This is a genomic window from Paenibacillus alba, assembly GCF_013204855.1.
Classification (GTDB): domain Bacteria; phylum Bacillota; class Bacilli; order Paenibacillales; family NBRC-103111; genus Paenibacillus_E; species Paenibacillus_E alba.
The window spans coordinates 12,718-37,155 of sequence record NZ_JABMKZ010000030.1; the positions used below are offsets into that span (position 1 = coordinate 12,718).

The window sequence follows — 24,438 nt, forward strand, 5'->3', positions numbered from 1 at the left end:
TCCTAAAATAATTTATAAAGATGATTCTTTGGATAATCGCGGTATGCTGCTAATTGGAGCAGCATCTGCATCGGCAGTGACAGTATTTCTGGATTTGCCCCATTTGAGGATGACCTTTTTCAAGCTTAGACCCACAATAAGGAAGCTTAATAGAAGCAAAGCAATCGTTCCGCCCGGAGGCGTGCTGAGCTGAAACGAAACCGTTAGCCCCGAAAATACCCCAAGCAGCCCAATCCCCATAGCAATAAAGAGTGCTGCATAAAAGCTGGGGGCTATTCGAATAGCCAGCGCCGCAGGCAATACGACAAGCGCAGAGACGAGCAAAACACCCACAATCGGCATCGCTGCTGAAACGATCATCCCAGTTACCACGCTGAAGCCCAAGGATATCCAGGACACTGGCAAGCCGCTTGTTTTGGCCGTATCCTCGTCGAAGGTGATTTGATATAAGGGCCGCCGAAGCGCGTAGAAGAAGGTGCCTCCGATTAACGCTACGGCAAACATCAGGATCAATTCCGTTTGATTGACGGCAACAACCGATCCGAAAAGATAAGCCGAGAAGCCTTTATTGATGCTCTGATTGAGGCTCATCAGTACTACCGCTGTAGAAAGGCCTCCCACCATGATGATGGCTACCGAAATTTCGCTATAGGTTTTGAAGGACCTTCTGACATATTCCACTGCAATAGCCCCAAGGGTCGCTACAACAAAACCTGTTAAGGTCGGATTGATATGTAGATAGGCTCCTGCCGCAACGCCGGCAAGCGAGACATGCGACAGCATATCGGCCATCAACGCCTGCCTGCGCAGCATGAGATATACGCCTAGCACAGAAGCCAGAAGCGCAATTAACCCACCGGCACAAAATGCCCGCTGCATGAAGTCGTAGTGCAGCATCTCCATCCCCCCTCCTCCTTCCGCTCCAGTTCAATGATACGATCGAGGTAAGGCGCTACTTCGGATAGGCCGTGCGTAACCATGATGACCGTTCTTCCTTGTTCCTTCACTTGCTGATTCATCAGCTCATAAAACCCAAGCCGACTCTCTTGATCCATCCCCGTCGTAGGCTCGTCGAGCACCAGTAAGTCCGGTTCTTGAGCTAGCGCTCGTGCGATGCAAATGCGCTGCTTCTGCCCGCCTGAGCATTCACCGATCTTCCGATCCCTTAGTCCCCACATCCCCATCTGGCGCAGTACTTTCTCGGTCTGGTCCAGATCTTCTTGCTTTATCTTGCGAAACCAAGAGCCTCTTGTCGCTCTCCCTGACATCACGAATTCAAGAATCGTGCTTGGGAATCCGCTGTTAAACGCGGCGATTTGCTGGGAGACATATCCGACCCTCAGCGGTTGCCCTTCTTTATTCGTAGTCGAAAGAAATACACGGCCCTTCCACGGCTTGAATAAGCCCAGCAGCAGCTTTAATAAGGTTGATTTCGATGCGCCATTAGGCCCGGTTACGGCCACAAACTCGCCGGATTGAATGTCAACATTCGCATCTTGAATACAGGGCGTATCACTATACCCGTATTCAACTTCTTTCATTGAGGCGATTAACATACGCTAACTCCCTTCCTAAGCTTTTTATTTATAAAACACATTTATTAAATGTAATTTTTACGATTTTAAGTCAAGCTTGTGCAAACAAGTAGGCATTCATTGCGGTTCATTATTTTACTTTTACTCTGAAAATAAGTACCGTTGTTTAATCGTAATTATTACTTATTACAAAAAGGACTATATCGCTTTTCGCCAAGGATGTCAACACAAAAAGAAAGGAATCCCCTCAACCACGTTACCCAAACGTGCCGAAAAGATCCCTTATCATCGAGCATTTATAGACTCTGACTCCTTAATTTTCAAATAAAATCTGGCCGGTCTGCGATAAATCATAACCTTGGATGGGACGCAATTCGTTATGAAATACATCCGATTGCAGAATAGCTATGATGCTCTCAAGCCATTCTGCGTTTTCTGGTTTTTTTAGCATGACTAGATCATACCGCTCCTGGATCAGTGGAATGAATGTGACACCGCCCACCATACTTGCCGCCTTCTCTATCCCGACTCCAAAATCTGCTTCCCCAGAGGCTACTTTCCCGGCAACGCCCATATGATTGGATTCTTCCTGCCCATAACCGCTTAATATCCGTGGTGAAATGCCGCGAAGCCGAAGCTGCTCATCCAGCAGCACACGTGCACCTGATCCCTTCTCCCGATTGGAAACCCGCAGGCCCGGTTGTTTGAGGTCGTCCCAACCTTGCAGCTGCTTCGGATTGCCTTGCTGCACATACAGCCCCGCCATACGTGAAACGAGATTGATAACGACATAGGAATTCCCGGTCAGCAGCCTCCGAATATAAGGCAGGTTATACTGTCCTGTATCGCCATCGAGTAAATGCGTACTGACGATATCGGACTCGCCTTTGTACATAGAAATAAGACTATCCAAACTTCCAACATAGGAGCGAAGCGGCCTATAACTCGTGAGTTTCCGTTCAATATGTTTACTTAAAATGTCCAAACTGACATCTTGACCCGTAATGACAATGTCTTTCTTGGATGATTGAGCCGGCTGAGTAAGCTGCTGCACGGGAATATCCGGCATGGAGGCATACACTTTACCGCCTTTGGCGCGTATTTTATAAGCTTCGAGGTCGGATGCGTCCACACGCATTTGCTTCCCGACACGATAAGCGGAGAGTTCACCTTTTTTGATGAGATCGTAGACCGTAAGCTTGGATATCTTTAATAATTTAGAAATTTCTTCGGTTGTATAAGATATGTCCGTTGTCATTGTCATCCTCCGTTAAAGCGCTTCAGATTCCTTATATTGTAACACAACTAGAGGAACGATGGATTTCGGCACAAATGGTTTACTTAGAAAATGCAAATCTATATAATAGGTTATATCTAAATATAACTATTTAGATGTAAATAGATAGATAAATCATATCGGAGGGGAAATCATGTCTAAATTATTGAAAGCTAGTACGATGTTATCTGCTCTTACCCTTGCTGCTGTCATCTTCACAGGATGCTCCAGTCAAAAAGCACCTGCACCAGTCAGCTCACCTTCTGCACAAGCAACTCCAACCGCTTCAGCTTCTGTAGAAAAGGTTGAGCTCACCATCTCGGCAGCAGCCAGCTTGACCGATGCTTTGAAAGAAATTCAGACCAATTTCGAAAGTAAAAATAAACAATTGAAATTAAACTTTAACTTCGGAGCCTCCGGAGCCCTGCAGCAGCAAATCGAGCAAGGCGCTCCCTCGGACATGTTCTTATCCGCAGCGACGAAAAATATGAAAGCACTCGTAGATAAACAACTTATCGATGCCGCGCAGCAAAAAAATCTGCTCATTAATGAATTAGTCGTTGTAACACCCGCCGATGGCAAAGTCGCTGTGCAAAAGATCGACGAGCTCTCCGGCGCAGAAATCAAGCATGTCGCCGTTGGCGAACCTCAGACGGTTCCTGCCGGCAGCTATGCCAAAGAAGCTTTGACCTCTGCCAAGCTGTGGGATTCGCTGCAAAGCAAGCTTGTTCAAGGGAAAGACGTTCGTCAAGTGCTCACGTATGTAGAGTCTGGCAATGCCGAAGCCGGCTTCGTGTACAAAACCGATGCACTGACTTCCAAGCAGGTGAAAGTTGCGTTCTCGGTTGACCCGAAAACCTACACCCCCATTGAGTATCCGATTGGCATCGTCAAGGCAACCAAGCATAGCAAGGAAATTAACGAATTCTACACGTATTTGCAAAGCAAAGAAGCTCAAGATGTGTTTGTGAAATTCGGTTTTTCCATTCCTAAATAAGGATGAATCAGGTGCTTTGGAGCGATTTCATTGACCCCATTCTCCTCTCGCTGAAGGTTGCTGTCGTTTCCAGCATTTTTGTTCTGCTATTGGGAGGCTGTTGTGCTTGGTGGATGTCTCGCAAAGCATTCAGGGGCAAAATATTCCTGGAAACCAGCATCCTCCTGCCGTTGGTTTTACCTCCGACAGTGGTCGGATTCATCTTGCTCATCATTCTCGGCAAGCGAAGCTGGTTTGGGCAAGCCATGACCTACCTGTTTGATCAATCGATCATTTTCACGTGGGGCGCTGCTGTCATTGCCTCGATCGTGGTCGCTTTTCCGCTCGTCTACCAGACGATGAAAGTTGGTTTTGCCTCTATGGACACCAAGCTGGAGGACGCAGCCAGATCGATGGGCGCGAGCGAGTGGCAAGTGCTGCGGTACATCACCATCCCCTTGGCATGGCGTTCCGTAGCGGCCGCTTACATCCTTGGCTTCGCCCGCGGGCTTGGCGAATTTGGCGCTACGCTTATGATTGCCGGCAACATCCCGCACAAAACACAGACGCTGCCAACCGCCATCTATCTGGCTGTCGAATCGGGCAATCAGACACTCGCTTGGTGCTGGGTGGCAACCATAACCATCATCTCATTCGCCTTGCTGCTTATCGTTAACCGCAGAGGGAAGGATTAAGATGAGGCTGTCCCTAAGCCTCCAATCCAAAAACGCCTCCATTCCCACTTGAATAGTGGTTTTGGAGGCGTTTTTGTGCGTTATTTGCGACTTGTTTAATATGCTGATGTGACTACTACTCAGCTGATGAGCTGCCAAGTGGGATCCGTCCGTCCGTTATACGGAGGGAGGAATCTCAGTGGAGAATCAACTCTGGGAGGGGGAAGCCGCCGCTCTGTGGGCGGATAACCTGATGCAGGGAAGTCAATTCACGGATCGGTGGCTTGGCGCCACGAAGTCGACTTGCGAAGAGGTACCCCGCCACCACGAAGTCAACTCGTGGGCCCTCGACCTCAGAAAACCTGCAATTGTGCATCCTTTTGCGCTCTATATCGCTCAAAAACTAGAAATTCCTGCGATTATGCATCCTTTTGCGCCACTTGTTTGATTTCAGGAGGCAAAAGTGGAAAATTCCTGCATTATCGCAGGCTTTTCCGCTTTTCACACGATAATATCGAAAATTCCTGCACTTTTGCAGGAATTCTGGTCCGCTTGCAGTTCGCTGCATCTCACGGAATCTCACTACTCCTCTACACCTCAGCACCACTCACCATTCACCATTCACTACTCACTACTCACTACTCACCACTCACCACTCACCACTCACCACTCACCACTCACCACTCACCACTAGCACATTATATCTCACTAATACCCTTGTGAAACAGCCACCTAACAGTATAGCAGTATGAGCCGCCAAGTGGGATCCGTCCGTCATATACGGAGGGAGTGATCTAAGCGGAGCTCTGGGAGGGGAACCCGCCGCTACGTAGACGGATAACCTGATGTAGCGAAGTCAACTTGCAGACCTGTGACCTGGCTCCACGAAATCAACTTGTGGAGGAGAAAACCCGCTACTACCGCACAACGACTAGGTGGGCAGCCGACGAGCTGACCGATTCAAACTGGATCGATCCATATTTTCTTGCACCATGAAAACTAAGGTGTGAAAATCTGCGTCTCCCCCTTCTCCAACCAATGAATCCACACACTTTGAGCAGGAATGTTCGCATTTTCATATGAAAAGCTCTGGGATGAATAGTTCGCTACGATTTCCAGCTTGTTTCCGTAGGTTGTTTTTTGTATGAGACGATCGGGTGAAAGCCAGTCAAATCGTGTCATTTCCATTACAGCAGCTTGTTTATGCACGGGCGAGAAGACGTCGTAATATTTCTTGATCGTTTCTTTATCCTGCTCCCAAGCTTTGAGATTCAAATGGTATAAAGGAGGAACTGTATACAGCAATTCGGTCAACGACCGCGTTTTCACTTTATCGCTAATTTTCAAACTTCCCATTCCCCAGTGATGGGTTGTAATCACTGCATCGTGATACACAAGCTCATACAAGGGAAATTGAAACTGTGGGTCCACATAAATTTTGTCGAAGATTGGCTTCAGAGGCACTGGTTTGATAAAAAAATCTGGGCCCTCCGGTGGCCAATACGAACCCAGATAGTATTTCGATGATTTATCTCCCATGTCTTTATCCATCCAAGCGCCAAGCGCCGGCGTTGTCATGCCATGAGCAAATGCGACCGAAGGCGCCGTGTACCATTCTCCTTTTTCTGTGCCAACGACCATCTGCTTATTGGCAAACCAATTTAATCGTTTGATTTTGGCATTCATATCGTCTTGCTCGGTTGCAGGATGCTCGGTTGAATAATCTTCGTGCAATTGGCCGTCGCCATCGGCGTCAACGAACCATGAATTTAATGGGGTATTCGCCATAATGGTCGAGAAGCGCTTTTCCATGTAAGGCAGCGTAACGAGCGGGCTTATCGTATAACCTTTCTTCTGAAAGCCGGGCTCTTTCTTGCCGTCGGCACGGACCACAGCCCCATTGTCATAAAGCCATTGGTCAAAAATGGCTGTCGTAAACGAAGGATCGGCCGGATGCACCGGGTCCAGAACCGTATTGTAGGAATCATAGGTGCCTGCTAAATAGCCCATGGATTCCGCTTGCTGCACGAACTCTGGATGTTTGTAGGCCAGCTGCCAGTCCGATACCCCCAGCCATAAGCGGTCCAAGCCAGCCGTTTGGAATTGTTTCAGCATTTTTGTTGATATCCCGTCTCCCCAAGACTCCACAGGGGTAAATATTCCCGGGAACGCATCCGTTAACAACAGGTTATTCCGTTGATAAAGCTCCGTTTCATTTAAATTCGGTTTGCTCAGCAATGTCTGCACCTTCGAATCGAGCTTTACCCCGCTCCACGCATCTGCCTGATAGAACTCCTGCTTGCTCAGCACATTGCCTAGGCTTCTCGCTGCCGTATTTTTCTGAAACGAATCGGCATAATTCTGCGCGGCAATGGCGGAAAGTGCCTCCTGCCCCTCTTTATCCAGCAGCTGCCACACTTGTTTAGTTGGCGAAGCGGTTGTCGATTTGGCTTGGCTGGTTATTAATTTGGCAAGTTTCCCCCAATCCGTTATATCTTCGGGAGCTATATTTCCGCTTCCCCACATGTACACATGAGCCGCTCCCAGCAGCTTTTGCACACCGGGATTTTTCTGGATTTTATCCTGCAGCGTTACGAATTGTTTGCGGTCCTGCAAGGTTTGACGAAAAATTTTGGCCGGTTCGTTCAGGTTCTCCGTTCCTAAATAAATCGCTACCCCGTACGGCTGATGCACGGATTTGGCAGTGAAATCATGCTTCACACTCAGCCCTAATTGTTCCTGGTCATTCGTAAAATGAACGGTATCATTGAACGGGTTATCCACGCGATAAGTCAAAGAAAACCCGTTCCCTTGCACTCCCCAAAACGGCATGGAAAATGCTTCGTTCAGGCTCGATTCACCGTTTTTTGTCAAATATTGCAACCAGTCTTTGTCCTGTGTTGGCACGTAACGCCCCTCTGCGAGCGGAAGGATCATAGCTTTGCTGTCCAATTGCTTCCCTAGAATCGGCCACGTGATCGAGGTTTCTTTACTCGACTCTATCTTGACTTTCAGCGATTTATTAACAACTTGGATAAGCACTTTCAAGCCATTAGAGGGGACTTCCCAACTGGCGCTTGAGCTTCCCAACTTTAAGTTCTGAACTTTGACCGCAGGCTGCGCTTGAGAAATCGTGATCAAAGGCTTGTCGGCTGCTCCTAACTTGAACTCCCAAGTGCTGGGAACAATTCGAACAGTCAGGTCCTTCGTTACTAAATCGACTTGCGCGCCGTCTACCTGCTTTTCGTCCGGTAAAGGCTCTATTAGGGTAGCATCGGCCGTATCCAAACCCCCTATATTAGCCGTATCCATGATTTTGTCAGCGGCTTGGGGAGAGGCAGAGGGCTTGCCGGAGATCGTTTCGGATTTCTGCCGATCTATCGTGTACAGGCAGATTCCTGCTGCCAACACCGTAATAACACTTATGAAACTCAACATACGAAGTTTATTTCGCATCACTTATTCATCTCCTGATTATTCAATGGATTCTGTTTGTAATGTCATCACCGTTAGTTCCGGGCGACAATTAAACCTTAAAGGAAAACGAGTCATCCCTATGCCTCGTGTCGTGTAAACCTGCAAAAGACTGTTCGGAACTTGATACAAACCAGCTGTATATTTACTCCCATGAGGAGGTGTGTATAAGGCTCCAAAGAAAGGCAGACGGATTTGGCCGCCATGACTATGTCCTGACAATTGAAGAGCGACCGGGAATCGGCTGTATTCGTCTGCAAAATCAGGCTCATGGGCAAGAAGAATGGTGCATGCATCCTCAGGTATGTGCAGCAGTGCAGCGCGGATATCCGGCTTTCCGACCCAGGGATCATCTACGCCCGCAATATGAAGCTTATCCATGCCCTTTTGTATGACGATATGCTCGTTATGCAAAACTCGGAACCCTGCCTGTGACAACCCGCGGGTAACCGCACTTCGATTGCCAAAAGCATCATGGTTGCCCAAAACAGCATATTGCCCATAGGGGGCCCGCAGCTGCGATAAGATAGACACAGCCTCTGGCATATAGGCGATAGAACGATCCACGAGATCTCCGGTAAAGCAAATCAAATCCGGCTTAAGTTCCCGAACTTGCTCCACGAGCTCCGACAGATGCGCTAGATTCGAGTAGAATCCTAGATGCAAGTCACTAAAATGAACGATTCGAAACTGGTTGAAGGAGGACGGAAGCTTCGCAAGCGCAATATTCAGCTGTTTGATTTCCATCCAATGAGGTTCAATCCCGTACGCATATACACCGGACAAACCGGCTGTCCCCAGCAGCGCCAAAGCCCCCTGAACACTCATCTTCAGAAAATCCCGACGACTAATCCGTGTTGAAGTTGACCACATACTACCTCCCTTCTCCTTAATTGGTGTGATTGCCTCAGCAAAGCTGCACGAATCATAGGAACAATCATAAGTTCCGAATGTTACATCAATATGACAAAACAAAAAAAGGCATCGCAACATGAATTGTCGCAATGCCCTACTGCTCCTTCGTATGTATCGGTAATGTAAAATAAAACTCAATTTCTCCGTTCTGAACGTTGAGACCAAACTGCGAGCCGTGTTTTTGCAAAATGGTTCTTACGATCGACAATCCCAAGCCAGTTCCGCTTAGCTGCTTACTCCGCGAGCTTTCCATAACGTAGAAAGGTTCCCATACTTGATCCCATTTCATGGGCTCGGCAAGCTCAACACCATTGGCAATCGAGAAATACATCTGGCCTTCCCTATTGCCCATAACCATTCGGATATTCCCATTGGTTGTATATTTTATAGCATTAGAGATCAAATTGTTCAGCACCATTTCGATCTTCTGCTCATCTGCGAATACCCATGAATCTGTAAGCAAACTGTCATTCAGTGAAATTTGAATGTGCTGCTGCTGCACAGAGATGCGATGTTTTTCCTTTATTTTATGCAACAAGGCTTGGAAATCAAAGGAGTTCATCTGATAGTGGTCTGTTTGCAGCTTGGAAAGTTCCAGCAATTTGCTGACTAAGCCCGAAATATCATCGGTTTGCTGTCCAATCACATCCAGATATGTGCCATCATCGAGGCCATCCTTGATTCCGGAAGTGTAGGCTTTAATTAACGCAAGCGGTGTCTTCAGCTCATGGGAAATGTTGGCGATAAAGTCACGTAAATTTTGATTTTTATGTTCCAATTCTCGATGGGCTTGCTCTAATTTCTCGCTCATTTGGTTAATACTGAGCGCTAAGGACTCAATTTCATCCCCGGTATGAATATGCACCTTCGTAAACGATAGCTTGGATATCCCCTCCGCCGCCTCTTGAATTTGGGTCAAGGGTCGAACGATTTGTTTCGTAAACAGTCCTGACAATAGAATCAGCAGCAGCAGCCCTCCGATATAGAGATAGACATTAAACTGGTTAACGATCGCAAGCGTATCTGTGGAATGCGATATGGATTCGCCAATGACGAGAAGATAGGCATCTTTTTTCATAAAAGTAACAAGAAAGCTCGATTTTAATTTTTCTTGATTGTATATTTTTCTAACCATATTATTCTCATTGAGCTTGGCTATACTTTCTTCCGTTATCCAGAACTTGCTCAGAGTAATCCCTTTTTTGCTCAATTTATCACTGATAATCTGATTTAAATGATCGATGTTCTCCGCACTTGGGGCGTATACGATGGTCACACCGTACTTTTCTTCAATACCTTGTGCTTCTTGCAGCACCTGACTTGTATCCATCTTAAGAATTTGCTCGGTTAGTGCCGCTAGCTCATGCTTTTTTTGGTATAAAAGATATTGCGGCAAAAAGAACGTATTCACCCCATAAGAAAACAGGGAGACCAGAATAAACACCAGTGAAATTCGGGCAATTAACTTTTTATTTAACTTAGTCATTTGTTTCTTCCCAGCTATAGCCCATGCCGCGGTGCGTCTTTATCCGATGATCGCCAATCTTCTCTCTTAGCCTTCGAATATGCGTATCCACCGTTCGTTCTTCCCCGAAATAATCGAAGCCCCATATCCCGTCCAACAAAGCTTTTCTGGAGATAATCATCCCTTTGTTCTCGATAAAATATTTGATCAAATGAAACTCTTTATTCGTCGCCTGCAGGTCTTTCCCATTTCTGAAAATCCGCTGTCCTTCCATGTCGATGCTCAGATCTCCCATCCTAACATGTGCGTCAAGCTGCAGCATTTTTTTGGCTCTCAGCATCAAAATCCGCGGATCAAAAGGCTTGCTTATATAATCATCAGCACCCGATTGCAGGGCAATCAGCTCGTCCTCATCCTCGTCTTTGGCGGTTAATAACAATACTTTGGTTTTACTCAGTTTTTTTATTTCCTTGCACACCTGTATACCGCTTAGCTTAGGCATCATCCAGTCGAGAACCGCTAGATTTATTTTATGATCATAGAACATTTGCAGAGCTTCTTCCCCATCTTTGGCCAGAAAGGTTGTAAAGGTCTCTTTTTCGAAATAAGCTTTCAAAATCTTAAGCATGAAGGGTTCGTCATCGGCGATTAATATGTTCATAAAAGGGCTCCTTTCTGCATCCGCCTCGAATGCCATAGGCTGTTTGAGCTATTATACTATGAGAACTGAGAAAAACAGAAAAGGCCCCTCACGGAGCCCTTCCTAGATGGAATTTTTACATCGGTTGTGTCTTTTTCAAATAGGCCCGCCATGTGATGCACCATTGCTTCGGATCATCCAGAGACGATTCATCGTTCCGGTGAACGGTACTGTTATGCGGAGCTGATCTTACGATATCCGGCTGCGTGTAGGCTTCATTCGAAATATGCGCCAGCGCCTGAATGTATTCGTCCAAATCCTCTTTGGAATACGACTCTGTCGGCTCCAAAGTAAACGGCTGCTTGACGATATACGGATGGTGAGACGTCCAGTAATGCAGGCCGAAATCACACATGCGGCGGGTAATATCCTCTGTCGTGACACCTGTCTCATCGGTCAGCTGCTTCCAGCTGTAGCGAACCTGCTCGAGGCGGCGTCCTTTGATATACGGTGCGCTCGCTCCGCGAATTTGCAGGATTTTGTGATAGAGATAATTGTTGTTCAGAACGGCAATTTGCGCGACATCCTTCAGCCCACCCGGACCAAGGCTCATAATCCAAGCATAGGAGCGCAGCACCGTCTGAGCTACTCCATGGAAGCTGCGGACTTTGCCAATGCTGTCTGACGTCTGATTTTTCAACACATAACGGCTTCCGTCGTAATCCACGAGCGGTCCAGGCAAGAAGCGTTTAAGATCCTCACTTACACCTAGAGCGCCTGTAGCCGGACCACCGCACATATGTGGAGCCGCAAACGTCTTATGCAAATTGAAGAAGCACATATCGAAGCCCGCTTCCTTCGCTCTCGTGATGCCAAGCAAACCATTGGCATTAGCTTGATCATAGAAGCAGACTCCGCCCGCTTCGTGAACAATGTCCGTAAACTCGCGGATTCGGTGGTTATAGATGCCCGTGTCTTCCGGGTTCGCAACGACAAAACCGGCTGTTCGCTCCGAGATGACAGCTTTCAGCTTCTCCAGATCCGGGAAGCCGTCCTCGTCAGGATGCAGCGTAATGATTTTGTACCCCTTGACCGCAGCAGTCGCCGCTTGTGAGGGGTGGGAGAATATCGTCGTGATGATCTCATCCCGCTGATCTCCCTCTCCCCGCGAATCATGATATGCGCGAACAATGGAGGCCATCGCAAGCAAAGCTTGCGTGCCGCTGCTTGGCTGGAACGAGAAGGCGTCCATCCCGCTGATTTCACGCATGGCTAGGTCCAGCTTATAAAATATCTCCAGCATACCCTGCACAGAATCAGCCTCCTGCAGGGGATGCAGCTCCATCATATGCGGCGTACGGATCAGCATTTCGTTGATGCGCGGAATATACTTCATCGTACAAGTCCCTTGTCCGATCTCGACATTCAAATCGGAGCCAAGCGTCTCTTGCGATAGGCGCAAATAATGCCGAAGCACCTTGGCTTGACCAATCTCAGGCAAAGCAGGGGCTTTGCTTCGCTTCATGGATGCAGGAATCCGTCCAATACCGTCTCCTACCTGAGCTGCAATGCCAGCTTCCGTTCCTGGCGGGATAACCCCCCGCTCCCCTTGACGGTGAAGCTCAAATATGACGGGCTCATCCCATTTGGCTTGATGAAAATTACGGACTTTATGGTCTCTGCGAATTCGTTTCATGGCGTTCCGTCCTTTCTCTATATAAGTCGATCACGGTTTGCGAACGATAGTTTGAATGGTGTCTGCCAGACGCTCTAGATCGGCCTGCGCATGAATTTCCGTCACACAGTACAGAGCGCATTGCCCCCATGCCGGGAACGAAGAGGACAAATCTTTGCCTCCAAATATGCCGGCTTCAGACAGACTCGCATTCACTTGTGCGACGGTTAGGCCTGTATCGTTGAAATCAACAACGAACTCCTTGAAGAAAGCTGTCTCTCCGAAGCGCAGGGAAATGCCTGGAATGGCCGAAAGTTTCATCGCTGCATATTGCGCCTTCTGCATGATCGTCTCGCCGACCTCCTGCATACCCGCCGGTCCAAGCAAGGACAGGTAAACACCTGCGGTTATCCCCCATAATGCCGTCTGGGTACCGACAGACTCCTTCCCTTTCTCACGAAGCGCGAACGATGTGCGCTCATAGGCGACATCGCCGAAGCCATATTCGCCTTCAACCTCCGTTGGCACGATGCCGAACAAGCGTGATGGATATTCCATAACGTAAGCCTCTTCGTCTCGTGTCGCGATAAATCCGGCTTGCCCGCCGCCGTAGTTCATATGCATTCCCAGCGGCTGCAAATCTCCACAGACGATGTCTGCGCCGTACTGGCTGGGAGGCTGTAGAACGCCAAGTGAGATCGGGTCCACGCCAACGATGCAGATCGCATCCACGGAATGCGCCAGCTCGGAGATGTCATTGCCTTGGTCTTCGATGATGCCCAGATAACCCGGATTCTCGAAATATACGGCAGCTATGTCGCTCGACAGCTTGCTGCGCAAATCAGCCAAATCCATCTTGCCGGTGGTCTCGTCGATTTCAACAAAGCGCAGCTCCATCACAGGTGTGCAGTAGTTGTTAATAATCATCACTTTGTCGGGATCGACAGACTTGGGAAGCAGCGCAACACGGCGGCCTGTCAGGCGGCCCGCCATCCGAATCGCGGTTGAAGCCGCTTGCGCCCAGTCGAAGGTCGGGACATTGACGACATCCATGTCAACGAGTTCCGCCATTAGACTTTGATACTCGAACAGCGTTTGAAAACGCCCGTGATCCTCATAGGGTTCACCCGCATAAGCCGTCACGAACTCGGAACGCTGATTAATTTCGTCACACACAGCCGGAATAAAATGCTGCCAGCAGCCCGCTCCGAGGAAATTCAGATAAGCGGCCCCGTGCTTGTTCTTGGCGAGCAGGCCATCAATATGACGGCGCAGCTCATATTCGGTCATGGCTGGCGGGAGGTTCATCTCCCGATCGAGCTTCAAGCTGTCCGGAATAGCGTCATGAAGCTGATCCATCGAGGTCAATCCGATCTCCTTCAGCATCGCATCACGAACCTCAGGCACGGTATTCGGTATATAAGGATGGGCATAAGTTCTGTTATTAGGCAAAGGTAACGCCTCCATTCATCGTTGTGTACGCTTAGATTCTTGGCTTGCTTGGCTGGCTGGCGCTGGGCAGCGGTTGGACTTGAATCGCCCTTAGGCAATGCCCCCGCCATCCACGACAAGCACGCTTCCCGTTACCCATGAAGACATATCGCTCGCCAGAAAAAGTACCGCATTCGCGATATCGCGTGGTGTTCCCAGCCTTTCCAGCGGGCGACCGCCGGCTGAGGCAACTAGGAATTCAGCCTCGTTGCGCTGAAGCTGCTTGGCTTCATCCCGCAGCAGCGGCGTGTCGGTATCGCCTGGCGAAACGCAGTTCACACGGATGTTCGCGGCGCCGTGATCAATAGCCATCGCCCGCGTTAAATTGACGACGCCCGCTTTGGCCGCGCAGTAGGCGGCAGCGCGATCTCCGCCTTTGAGTCCCCAGCCGGAGCCGGAGTTGATGATGCTACCGCCGCCCTGCCGCTCCATAATCGGAACGATATATTTGGACAGCAGATAAACACCCTTCAAAGAGACATCAATCACTAAGTCCCAGTCGCGTTCTTCCAGCTCAACGACCGTTTTACGGCGAATAATCCCGGCATTGTTGAACAAAATATCGATTCGTCCATGAGCTGCATCTATGTCTGCGGCAACACGCTGGCAATCAGCGGAGGATGACACATCACAGCGATAGAAGCTCGCTTGGCCCCCCTGCTGTTTAATGCCGGCGACCGCCGACTCTCCTTGCGCTTCGTTAATATCAAGCAAGATGGCATAAGCTCCGAAGCTGGCCAGCAGCTCAGCGGTCGCAAGCCCAATGCCTGATGCTCCGCCGGTCACAACAGCGATTTTTCCCGATACGTTCAATAGGTCATGTGTATTAAGCATGGTTTGTTCCCTCCTGTTGTAACTGTTTCATTTCTCGTCTCATTTGATGATTCAATCGTTCTGGCGAAGCATCTTCGGATAAATAAGGCCTGAGCAGCAGCTGGAAGCGAAATGCTTCCGAGGTGACCATATTCTCAGGGGATTGAGCAGGTCCACAGCTGTTGCTTCCTAGACCATTCTGCCTGTAATCCAGATTGAGTGTAATGAAGTCACGCGGCACAAGCTCACTTGCATGCTTGGCTGCTTCTAAGTCAGCATCCGTATATCGTCTTGCGCTGAATTCAAGGGTTGGCGCTCCTGCCGCAAGCAGGCCGATTCCGGCGCCATTTGCGATGGATACCCATCTTACATCAGTGCGGTTGCCGTTTTCCTGCGGATAAATATAGGGTGTGAACAGCTCATCGACAGATTTCCGGTATACCCCGAACCGTCCGGCTTCCTTGCTATCGGAGTAGTTCTCTCCAGGGCCACGTCCATACCATTTCACTGCATCCATGTCACCTGGCATCTCCATCTGGAGTCCAATCTTCGGCAGCATAGCAGGCGGCTTGCCTTCAGGAACGCCCTGCACGTCGATCACGATGAGACCAGAACCCGTTATGGTGTAAGTCGTTTCACATCGGAAGCCCCAGTCGAATACCGGAGGGGCAAGGCGAGACGACCAAGTTATCCGAATCGTCCCTTCGTTAAGCCGCTCCCAGCGGCAATGATCTATTCTTTCGCTGAGCTTATCGAGATATGCCTTGCGCCAATCCGGAAGGACGTACATATCGTTATCAATCGGCGCACGCCAGAAGTTAAGACGCGGCCCTTTGTTCATAAGCTCCTGGCCGTTCATTCGCAGCGAGCTGATTCTTTCCAGCCGCGTATCGAATACCATTCGGAATGAATCGCCCGCGAGAATAAGCTGATAATGTTTCTCTACACAGGATAAAGCCGGACTTGGCGAACTAGCGTTATTAGCAGCTTTGCTGGAGCTGACATTCCCGATTTGTTCACTGCTCGCAGCAGCGGCTAGAGCAAGCTGGCCCCAAGCTACCTCATGGCCTTGCGCACCCCAGGTGCAGTCGGAGGCAAGCGTGAAGCTGATATTCAACCAGCGCTCCGCTTCCTGCTCCAATAAGATTAAATCTGCTGTTACAGGAACATGCAGCTCTGCCTGTTCACCAGGTCCAATGCGAGGAAGAACAAGCACGCCGCTCTGAACGGTCCGCCCTTCTACCGTCACGCTCCAAGCCGCATGAAGATGATCCAGCGTCAGAAAATCATAACGATTCACGATGCGTATGCGATCCTCTTTGATATACTCGACCCTCACAGGCTCAATAATTTTCTTATATTCAATAAGACCCGGCGATGGTGTCCGGTCCGGCTGGACAAGACCATCAATAACAAAATTACTATTGTTCGGCACATCGCCGTAATCTCCGCCGTAGGCATAATCATCTTGGCCATCCGCCGTCTTTCGGCGGATTCCGTGGTCAATCCATTCCCAGACGAAACCGCCTTGCAGCCTTCTATACGCATCAAAGGTGTCAAAGTACGGCTTGAGTCCGCCTGGACCATTCCCCATCGCATGAGCGAATTCGCAGAGGATATGCGGTTTAGGGTGATCAACCAGCTGACCGAAACCGGTCATCTTCTCAACGGAGGAGTACATGGTGCTTACCACATCACATACTTCCGCTTCCCGATCTTCTTCGTAATGAATAAGCCGGGTTGGATCTGCTTGCTTGCACCACGCCGACATCGCTCGGAAGTTGCAGCCGAAGCCGGACTCGTTGCCAAGGGACCAGAACAGGACCGAAGGATGATTCTTATCGCGCTCCACCATGCGGCGTACGCGGTCGACATAAGCTTCCTGCCAAGCAGGATCATCGCTTAACCGGGAAATATTGCCCAGAGGCTCGAAGCCGTGGGTCTCCAGATCGGTTTCTTCCATAACATACAAGCCATACTCGTCGCAGATATCATAGAACCGCGGATCATTCGGATAATGAGCAGTTCTGACTGCATTGATGTTGTACTGCTTCATCATCTTTACATCTTGTATCATAGTTGACAGCGTTACAGTACGCCCTGTGTCGGGATGGTGATCATGACGGTTGACGCCTTTCAGCAAGATCGCCTTGCCGTTCACCAGAAACTGGCCATCCTTCACTTCAATCTTGCGGAAGCCAACTCGCTGGGCTACAGCCTCTATCAACCTATCATTCTGATCCCGCAGGCATATGGTCAAATGATAGAGTGCCGGAGCCTCCGCGCTCCAGAGCGCAGGCTTCGCGACCGGCATTGCGAGCTCCAGAACCGTCCGCTCAGCTGTCGTAGTGGCCGCAATCAGCTCTTCGGCCGAAACAACGAGATGACCTGCGTTATCGAAGAGCTGCAGCTGGAGCCCTCCTTGCAGAGCATCGCCTTGCAGTTCAATTTGAACCGATAACATCGCATCGCTGTAGTTCGCGTCCAATTCGGTCACGATTCGATAGTCCGTGATACGGGCAGAAGACGGCTCCGAAATCAGATAAACATCCCGGAAAATGCCGCTCATATACCACATGTCCTGATCTTCCAAATAGCTGCCATCTGACCATTGATAAACACGCACTGCCATGCGATTGATTCCCTGCTTCACATACGGCGTCAGATCGAATTCGGATGTCAATCGGCTTCCTTGGCTGTACCCCACGAATGTCCCGTTCATCCATACATGGAACGCACTGTCTACGCCATCGAATTTCACAGCCAGTTTCCTGCCGTCCCAGTGCTGCGGAAGCTCAAAATCCCGCACATAGCTTCCTGTCGGATTATCGTTTGGCACATGTGGAGGGTCAACCGGGAACGGATAATATAAATCTGTATAATGCGGGTTTCCATAACCCTTCAGCTGCCAGTGGCCTGGAACTTGAAGCTCATCCCAACCGGACAGATCATAATTTTCTTCGTAGAAATCCTCCGGCGCCCATTCAGGCCCCTTCGCATAATGAAACTTCCAACTGCCATTCAATGATCTGAACCACGGGGAGCTCCCACGGTCATAGCTCAAAGCTTCGGCTGGATCGGAATGCGGGATAAAATACGCCCGACTCTTCGCGCGGTTGCGCTCCAGTACTGCAAGGTTATCCCAATCGCGTGTTACTTTCTCGTTACGCATGGCTGCTTCTCCTCCCGAATCTCTATCTCTCTGTCTATTAAACTACTTTCAAACTACCCTTTAATTCCCGTACTTGCGATCCCACCGACAATATAACGCTGCGCGAAAAAGAACACGGCCAGCGGCGGGATGGAAATCAGACAAGTAATCGCCATAATGGACTGCATATCGACGCCAAACATCCCTTTGAACTGCGACAATCCCAGCGTCAATGTGTATTTCGATTGATCATTGAGGAAAATGAGCGGTCCCAGATAATCGTTCCAGCAGCTCATCATTTGAAACACGCCGACTAGGATGAGCGAAGGTCCCATAAGAGGAACGATGATTCGCACCAGAATGGCAAATTTGTTAGCCCCATCAATCGTTGCCGCCTCATCTAACTCACGGGGAAGCGTCAAAATGAACTGTCTGAGCAAGAAGATAAAATAAGCCGAGCCGAACCACGATGGAACAATAAGCGGTTTGAGCGTATTAATCCAGCCTAGGTAATTAAACTCCATATACTGCGGAATCATCGTGACTTCCCAAGGGATCATCATGGTAGCAAGCACTACCAGAAACAATAGATCGCGCCCTTTGAACTGGAATCTCGCAAACCCGTAGGCGACGAGTGTACAGGAGATCAGCTGGCCAAGCGTTGACATCAACGTCACGATGACGGTATTTTTCAAGAATAAATTAAAAGGCTGAATCGTCCATGCATCGGCAAAATTACTGAATTTCCAAACTGATGGAATCCATTTGGGAGGGAAAAGGTAAAGTTCGGTCTGCGATTTCAGCGCTGTTGTCACCGCCCAGAACAGCGGAGCTATGAATAGCAGCGAACAGACAATCAGAAGCGAATAGACGATGATCCGTTTCATGCCGACTTCCTCCTCCCGCCAGACTTCATTTTCTTTTGCGGCTTATTTTTCATTTCACCTTCATAGAACACCCAAGCCTCCGACGACTTGAAAACAAGGAACGTCAAACTGAGCACAATAAGGAACATGAACCAGGCGTTTGCTGCGGAATATCCCATTTTAAAAAACTTAAAAGCATTCTCGTACATATACATCGCATAGAAATACGTTGATTTCAGCGGCCCGCCTCCCGTGAGCAGAAGGGCAAGAGTCAACTGCTGGAACGCTGCGATAATGGACGTAATGAGATTGAAGATAATGGTCGGGCTGAGCATAGGAATCGTAACGCTGAAGAATTGTCTGAGCTTCCCAGCACCATCCATCGACGCGGATTCGTACAGATCCTTCGGTATCCCCTTCAGCCCGGCCAGAAAGACGAGCATCATCGAGCCTTGTCCCCATAGGCTGGCAACGACCATTGCTACCAGCGACCAGTGCGTATTATTTAACCAGTCCGGACCTTGCACACCGATAATCGACAGGAAATAATTCAGAATGCCGTAATCTCCGCTGTATACCCAAGACCAGATCATAGCCAGCGCAACGCCTGAGATGACAGAGGGCAGGTAGAATGCCGTGCGGAATATCGCGCTGCCGCGCATCTTCTGATTCAGAAGAATCGCAAGTCCAAGCGCCACCGCGATATTGAGCGGGACAAACAACGCTGCGAACTTGATCGTCACGCCGAACGATTTCCAGAATAGCGGATCATCGGTAAACATAGCCACATAATTGCCTAAGCCAATAAAGTGCACTTCTCCTACAATCGGCCAATCAAAAAATGAAATAATGAGCGAGAATAACAACGGCCCTAACGTGAACACTAGGAATCCGAAGATCCATGGGAAAATGAAGAGGTAGGGAATGGCCCCACCCCAACTTCTTTTCCTTCTAGGCATGAGGCTGGCCATTGCTTGTTCTGTGTTTGCTTGCTGCGGGTAGGTCTGAGCCATCTCCTAACCTTCTTTCTGTAGAGGCTATCCTATTATTTCAAATACCGCTCGCTGTCTTTGACAGCTTGATCCAGCGCATCTTGGGCATTGCTGCCATGCACGACAGCTTCTACGGCGGCAGATAGCTGACGATTCATCTCATTCCACTTGGCATTAAGCAAGAAAGCCGGGGAATTGTCGGAACGCTGCAGCATCGTGTAAAAAGGCTTGAACAACGGGTCCTGATCCTTCTTAAGCTCATTCACCACGCTTACTCTGACCGGCAGATCCGCTACGCGCATCTTGATTGCTTCGCTCCCAACGTAATATTTGATAAATTCCCAAGCCAGATCCTTCTGTTTGGAATCCTTGGCAATGGATAGGGCCGATTCAGCGACTACCCCTTTAACTGGTTTGCCTGCAAACGCTGGCATCTCCACAGTGCCTACATCAATTCCTGCTTCCTTGAATGATTCCAATGGCCAGATGCCGCTTTCCCACATGGCGATTTTGCCGCCTTTGAAGATATCCTCACCGCTTTGCTGCCCCTTGCCGCCGGCTAACACAGCTGATCCGTTCTTGATCATGTCCCCGAACATTTGGATAGCTCCGGCTGTAGCTTTGCTGTTCATGAAGCCGTTAATGGTTTTGCCGTCATCCGAAATATAAGAGCCTCCGTTGCTCCATACAAAACCTTGCAGATCGTACGTATCATTTTCGGCTCGAACGCCGAACCCGTACTGCTTCTTGGCTTTATCCGTCAGCTTCTTGGAGATTTCCTGGAATTCATCCCATGTCCATCCATCCTTTGGATAAGGAATCTTGGCATCATCAAACATTTTCTTGTTGTAATACACCACACGAGTTGTGAAGCCGGCTGGAATCCCATAGAGCTTGCTGTCGATCGTTGCGTAATTGAACAATCCTTTATAGAAGTCATCCTTGTTGAGGTCCTTATCCCCGTCAGCATAGCTGTTCAGCGGTTCAAGGGACTGATGATACGTTGGAAAATCCCACATGTACATCACATCCGGGGGATTCGTTGCCCCAAAGCCTGCTGCCAGCTTCTGATCGAAACCGTCAGCGTAAGCTTCCACCTGAACGTTCGTTCCCGGATGGTTCGCTTCGAACTTTTTGGCGATGTCCTGCTCGATCTTGAGGGCATCTCCGGTATCCCAGGTAGCGAATCGAAGCGTTTTCATGTTAGCCGAACTGCTGCCGGCTGTCGGTTGTGCCGCTTTGCCACTCGTACCTTCTTTATTAGCGACACATGCCGTAAGCGTAGTCATCGCCATTGTAGTCGTAAGAACAATGAGTGAAAGTTTCTTGTTCATTCCGTCAGCTCCCCTATCTGTAAGTGAGTAAATAATAATTGAACCGCTTTCATCATAACTAAAATGAAAGCGGTTCAAAACCGATATCTATTCGAATGTTTGTGCTTTTTTGTTCGATTTATCAAGGTAGGTGCCCTTATGTTCGAAGGTGACCGTCTTTTTGTTCGGCGCGGTAGTGGCTTGGCGTTATGCCTGTGCAGCGCTTGAACCATTTGCTGAAATATTTGCTGTCTCCAAGCCCTGTACGCTCAGCGATATCCTGCATCGTCAGCGTTGTATCTTTCAATAATCCGTAGGCCAGCTTGAGTTTTCGCTTGTATTGGAAAGCGACGAAGCTGTCTCCCAGCGCTTTCTTGAACAAGATGGAGAAGTGGCTCCGACTGAGACCAACCTGTCCGGCCACATCACTCACAGACCACTCCGCTGCTGGATGATCATGCAGCAGTTTCACGGCTTTCCAGATTGGCTCCGGCCAATCCGCTGCCGTTACGCCATAGGTTTTCTCCAATTCTGCTGCTTTATGCAAGGCTAGCAGCGCTTCAAGACGTTCCTCCGTGCTGGTGAGCGGCCCTCTTTTGGCCCACTGCAGCTTCGCATTTTCGCTTTTCTGCTCAACAAGCACGCTCTCTGCAGCATTCAGCCGCGACTCCGGCACAATCAAATAGCAGCGCTCATTCCCATATGGGATCACTGCTCCTTCATAGAGCTGCCGATCCTCCTTGGTCGTTTCCTTCAACAGCTCAAGCCAAGATGCCTCACACCCGGAAGTCTTAATCAAATAGACATAAACAGCCTCGCCATGAAAAGACCATGCCTCCAGGGTACGTTTCTTCATCTCATCAACGAGTTTGTCATTATGGCCGTTCAACCACGCATAGAGCAGATTGCCCAGCCGCTCATCTTCCTCTTCGCTGACAGCTGCCTGAATGACTGACGGCGCCATGGATGCTGCTCTTGTCAGCTCATGTTGAAACTTCGCAAGCAGACCTTCCAGCTCGTCATCTTCAAAAGCCGTTTTGAGCAAATAGCCGGCTGCTCCCAGCTTGATCCCTTGCTGGGCGTATTCGAAATCCCGATGACAGCTAAGCAGTATGATTCTGGTATCGGGAGCTGTTTCCTTAACGCGGCGCAGCAATTCAATCCCATCCATTTCGGGCATCACAATGTCCGTAATGACCACTTGAGGCTGATGTTCAAGATAAGCTTCCCATGCTTTGCGTCCGTTCGAGGCGTCCGCTACGACTTCCATGCCGTATTTATCCCAAGGCACCGTAGAACGAAGTCCTTTGCGGACAATGCTCTCGTCATCAGCGATAATCACCTTAATCGTCTTGCTTGCTTCCATGTGGACTCTCCTCCTTCTCAGGCCATTTCATGATGATCGTTGTCCCTTCACCTTGGATGGCATGCACGTTCAACCCATACTGCTGACCAAAATGAAGCTTGAATTTCTGATCGGCATTTTGCACACCAAGCCCTCCCCTGCCCTTACGGTTCGTATCGGTTGGCAGAAGCAGACGCTTCAGCTTATCCGCAGGAATGCCTGCTCCATTATCAGAAAGGGTAAGAATCAGATGACTGCCTTCTTCCTTGACACTTAAGCGAATAATTCCCTTGCCGTCCTCGAAACCGTGAAAGAAAATATTCTCGAACAGCGGCTGCAAGGTCATGCGTGGTATCAGATAGCGCTTGAGCGGCTCGTCACACTCCAGCTCATAGTCGAATACAGGGCCATAGCGAACCTCTTGGATTTTCAGGAAATGTTCGATCATCCAGAGCTCTCGGCTCAGCGGAATCAGCTCCTGCGAGATGTCCAAATTGCCTTCTAGTACCATCGTAAGATGATAAAGCATTTGGCGGATATCCTCCGCTCCCTGCAGTCTGGCTTTCCACTGAATCGAATTGAGTGTATTGAAAAGCAAATGCGGGTTGATCTGATAATGAAAAGCCTTCAGCTCGGCTTCCTTCTTGAGCCGCTCGCTTCGTTCAACCTCGCCAATCAACGACTGAATACCGCCTACCATATTGTTAAAGCTCGTATCCAAGCTCCCCAGCTCATCCTTGGCTTCCACTTGAGTCCTTGTATGCAGCTTGCCAAAGCCAACCTTCTGCATCGCATCCTTCAGACGGCGAATCCGCGAGGTGAAGCGAGACGAAAATACATAAGCGATCCCAAAAGCCAGCAAGCACGAAGCAACAGCAACCATAATCGTGTTCGATCTTATAATGCCCGAAGAACGATAGAACGACTTGGCGGGCAGCCTTGCCTCTATCGTCCATTGATTAGCGGCAAGCGTTTTGTTCCAGACGATATCACTGGATTGTGAAGTGAAGGCCGATGCTGTCTCATAAATAATTCGCCCTTGCGGATCAGCTATCCGCAGATGAGCCTTCGTATCATTCTCGAAAAGCTTGAACATATGAAGCAGATCTTCCGCATTCTCCTCGATAAGAATCTTGCTGCCTCGCAGCGCCCCGTAAGGATTGTTGATTGGCACAGCCAAGCCCAGCACCGTTATCCCGGATTCTTCGGCTTCCTTCATCCCATGATTCTGAGGGTAAAATCCCAGCCAATACTTCCCCACATAAGCATCCGACATCGCTTGCCAAGCCGAAATGCGATTGAGCTTCGATACATCGAGGTTATTTTCACCATAATAATAGCCGGAATTTGTAATGATATAAATGCCAGCTGTCCGATCAGTTTTAAGCGCTTTCAGCAAAACTTCAAAATCATCCTTATCCATAATTTCTTTATACGTCGTTGGCACTTGATTACCCAGATCAACTCTTGCAGGATCAAGCAGATAGGAATAAACCGTTTCTGTCGTTTGATTCATCCGATTCAAATAGGAGCTTGTCTGCTGCTCCAGCTGCGCCACCGTATTCTCGCCATATTTGCCAAATTGAGAGTTAATCACCTTCGCAGACTGATAATAGGACAAGGCACCAAGGGAAAGCAGCGGAATAAGCGTCACAATGAGAAAACAAAAAAGCAGCTTCGTGCGAATACTCCGATAAGAGCCGGACAATAGGCGGATGTTGAGCTTCTTAAGCAAATAATCTTTGATGACCGCACCCTCTCTCCAGCTTTCTCTGTACTTCCTACTCTTGAAGTGTAGCATGGAACACTTTCCGCGAACAATGGAACCTGCCTTCCA

At 49.1% G+C, this 24,438-nt stretch carries 19 protein-coding genes; 3 read left to right on the plus strand and 16 right to left on the minus strand.

All coding sequences use genetic code 11. The features are described from left to right. Positions 1-12: 12 nt before the first annotated feature. From HQN90_RS27675 to HQN90_RS27685, 3 genes are all read right to left on the minus strand, one after another. Entirely contained in the window at positions 13-903 is an 891-nt protein-coding gene (locus tag HQN90_RS27675; protein ID WP_173224845.1) for a metal ABC transporter permease, read from the minus strand. Then, a complete protein-coding gene (locus HQN90_RS27680) occupies positions 849-1,556 on the minus strand; it encodes a metal ABC transporter ATP-binding protein (RefSeq protein WP_173224849.1) in 708 nt (235 codons plus the stop codon). The genes HQN90_RS27675 and HQN90_RS27680 overlap by 55 nt, the downstream gene beginning before the upstream one ends. Positions 1,557-1,848: 292 nt before the next feature. After that, the gene (locus HQN90_RS27685; protein ID WP_173224852.1) at positions 1,849-2,793 is read right to left on the minus strand and encodes a helix-turn-helix transcriptional regulator; all 945 of its coding nucleotides are present in this window, start codon (positions 2,791-2,793) and stop codon (positions 1,849-1,851) included. Positions 2,794-2,965: 172 nt separating this feature from the next. Between HQN90_RS27685 and modA the strand changes: the two genes are divergently transcribed. From modA to HQN90_RS27700, 3 genes are all read left to right on the plus strand, one after another. After that, positions 2,966-3,808: a molybdate ABC transporter substrate-binding protein gene (gene modA, locus HQN90_RS27690; RefSeq protein ID WP_173224854.1), complete on the plus strand. Its 843-nt coding sequence runs from the start codon at positions 2,966-2,968 to the stop codon at positions 3,806-3,808. 2 nt (positions 3,809-3,810) lie between these two features. Further along, complete coding sequence (modB, locus tag HQN90_RS27695) at positions 3,811-4,482, plus strand: molybdate ABC transporter permease subunit (RefSeq protein WP_173224856.1); 672 nt, start codon at positions 3,811-3,813, stop codon at positions 4,480-4,482. A 178-nt stretch (positions 4,483-4,660) separates the two neighbouring features. Beyond that, positions 4,661-4,909: a hypothetical protein gene (locus HQN90_RS27700; protein WP_173224858.1), complete on the plus strand. Its 249-nt coding sequence runs from the start codon at positions 4,661-4,663 to the stop codon at positions 4,907-4,909. Between the two features lie 551 nt (positions 4,910-5,460). Here HQN90_RS27700 and HQN90_RS27705 read toward each other — a convergent pair. The 13 genes from HQN90_RS27705 to HQN90_RS27765 form a co-directional block, all read right to left on the minus strand. Next, entirely contained in the window at positions 5,461-7,917 is a 2,457-nt protein-coding gene (locus tag HQN90_RS27705) for a glycoside hydrolase (RefSeq protein WP_173224860.1), read from the minus strand. Positions 7,918-7,935: 18 nt separating this feature from the next. Further along, positions 7,936-8,808: a metallophosphoesterase gene (locus tag HQN90_RS27710; RefSeq protein WP_173224862.1), complete on the minus strand. Its 873-nt coding sequence runs from the start codon at positions 8,806-8,808 to the stop codon at positions 7,936-7,938. A gap of 136 nt (positions 8,809-8,944) precedes the next feature. After that, positions 8,945-10,336: a sensor histidine kinase gene (locus tag HQN90_RS27715; protein WP_173224864.1), complete on the minus strand. Its 1,392-nt coding sequence runs from the start codon at positions 10,334-10,336 to the stop codon at positions 8,945-8,947. Continuing rightward, positions 10,329-10,976, minus strand: a complete 648-nt coding sequence (locus HQN90_RS27720) for a response regulator transcription factor (protein ID WP_173224866.1) — start codon at positions 10,974-10,976, stop codon at positions 10,329-10,331. The genes HQN90_RS27715 and HQN90_RS27720 overlap by 8 nt, the downstream gene beginning before the upstream one ends. Positions 10,977-11,091: 115 nt before the next feature. Next, the gene (gene gcvPB / locus HQN90_RS27725; RefSeq protein ID WP_173224869.1) at positions 11,092-12,651 is read right to left on the minus strand and encodes an aminomethyl-transferring glycine dehydrogenase subunit GcvPB; all 1,560 of its coding nucleotides are present in this window, start codon (positions 12,649-12,651) and stop codon (positions 11,092-11,094) included. A 30-nt stretch (positions 12,652-12,681) separates the two neighbouring features. Continuing rightward, positions 12,682-14,082, minus strand: coding sequence for an aminomethyl-transferring glycine dehydrogenase subunit GcvPA (gene gcvPA / locus HQN90_RS27730; protein WP_275942630.1), 1,401 nt, complete (start codon positions 14,080-14,082; stop codon positions 12,682-12,684). A gap of 90 nt (positions 14,083-14,172) precedes the next feature. Further along, positions 14,173-14,955: an SDR family NAD(P)-dependent oxidoreductase gene (locus tag HQN90_RS27735; RefSeq protein WP_173224876.1), complete on the minus strand. Its 783-nt coding sequence runs from the start codon at positions 14,953-14,955 to the stop codon at positions 14,173-14,175. After that, the gene (gene lacZ, locus HQN90_RS27740; RefSeq protein WP_173224879.1) at positions 14,948-18,106 is read right to left on the minus strand and encodes a beta-galactosidase, LacZ type; all 3,159 of its coding nucleotides are present in this window, start codon (positions 18,104-18,106) and stop codon (positions 14,948-14,950) included. Before lacZ ends, HQN90_RS27735 begins: the two co-directional genes overlap by 8 nt. Positions 18,107-18,159: 53 nt before the next feature. Further along, positions 18,160-18,972: a carbohydrate ABC transporter permease gene (locus HQN90_RS27745; RefSeq protein ID WP_173224882.1), complete on the minus strand. Its 813-nt coding sequence runs from the start codon at positions 18,970-18,972 to the stop codon at positions 18,160-18,162. Then, positions 18,969-19,922: a carbohydrate ABC transporter permease gene (locus tag HQN90_RS27750; protein ID WP_173225044.1), complete on the minus strand. Its 954-nt coding sequence runs from the start codon at positions 19,920-19,922 to the stop codon at positions 18,969-18,971. Before HQN90_RS27750 ends, HQN90_RS27745 begins: the two co-directional genes overlap by 4 nt. Before the next feature lie 74 nt (positions 19,923-19,996). Next, complete coding sequence (locus tag HQN90_RS27755; protein WP_173224885.1) at positions 19,997-21,277, minus strand: ABC transporter substrate-binding protein; 1,281 nt, start codon at positions 21,275-21,277, stop codon at positions 19,997-19,999. A gap of 136 nt (positions 21,278-21,413) precedes the next feature. Beyond that, positions 21,414-22,622 (minus strand): response regulator transcription factor, encoded by a 1,209-nt coding sequence (locus HQN90_RS27760; protein ID WP_173224888.1) that lies wholly within the window; start codon positions 22,620-22,622, stop codon positions 21,414-21,416. Further along, entirely contained in the window at positions 22,600-24,402 is a 1,803-nt protein-coding gene (locus HQN90_RS27765; protein WP_173224891.1) for a sensor histidine kinase, read from the minus strand. The genes HQN90_RS27760 and HQN90_RS27765 overlap by 23 nt, the downstream gene beginning before the upstream one ends. Positions 24,403-24,438 lie beyond the last annotated feature (36 nt).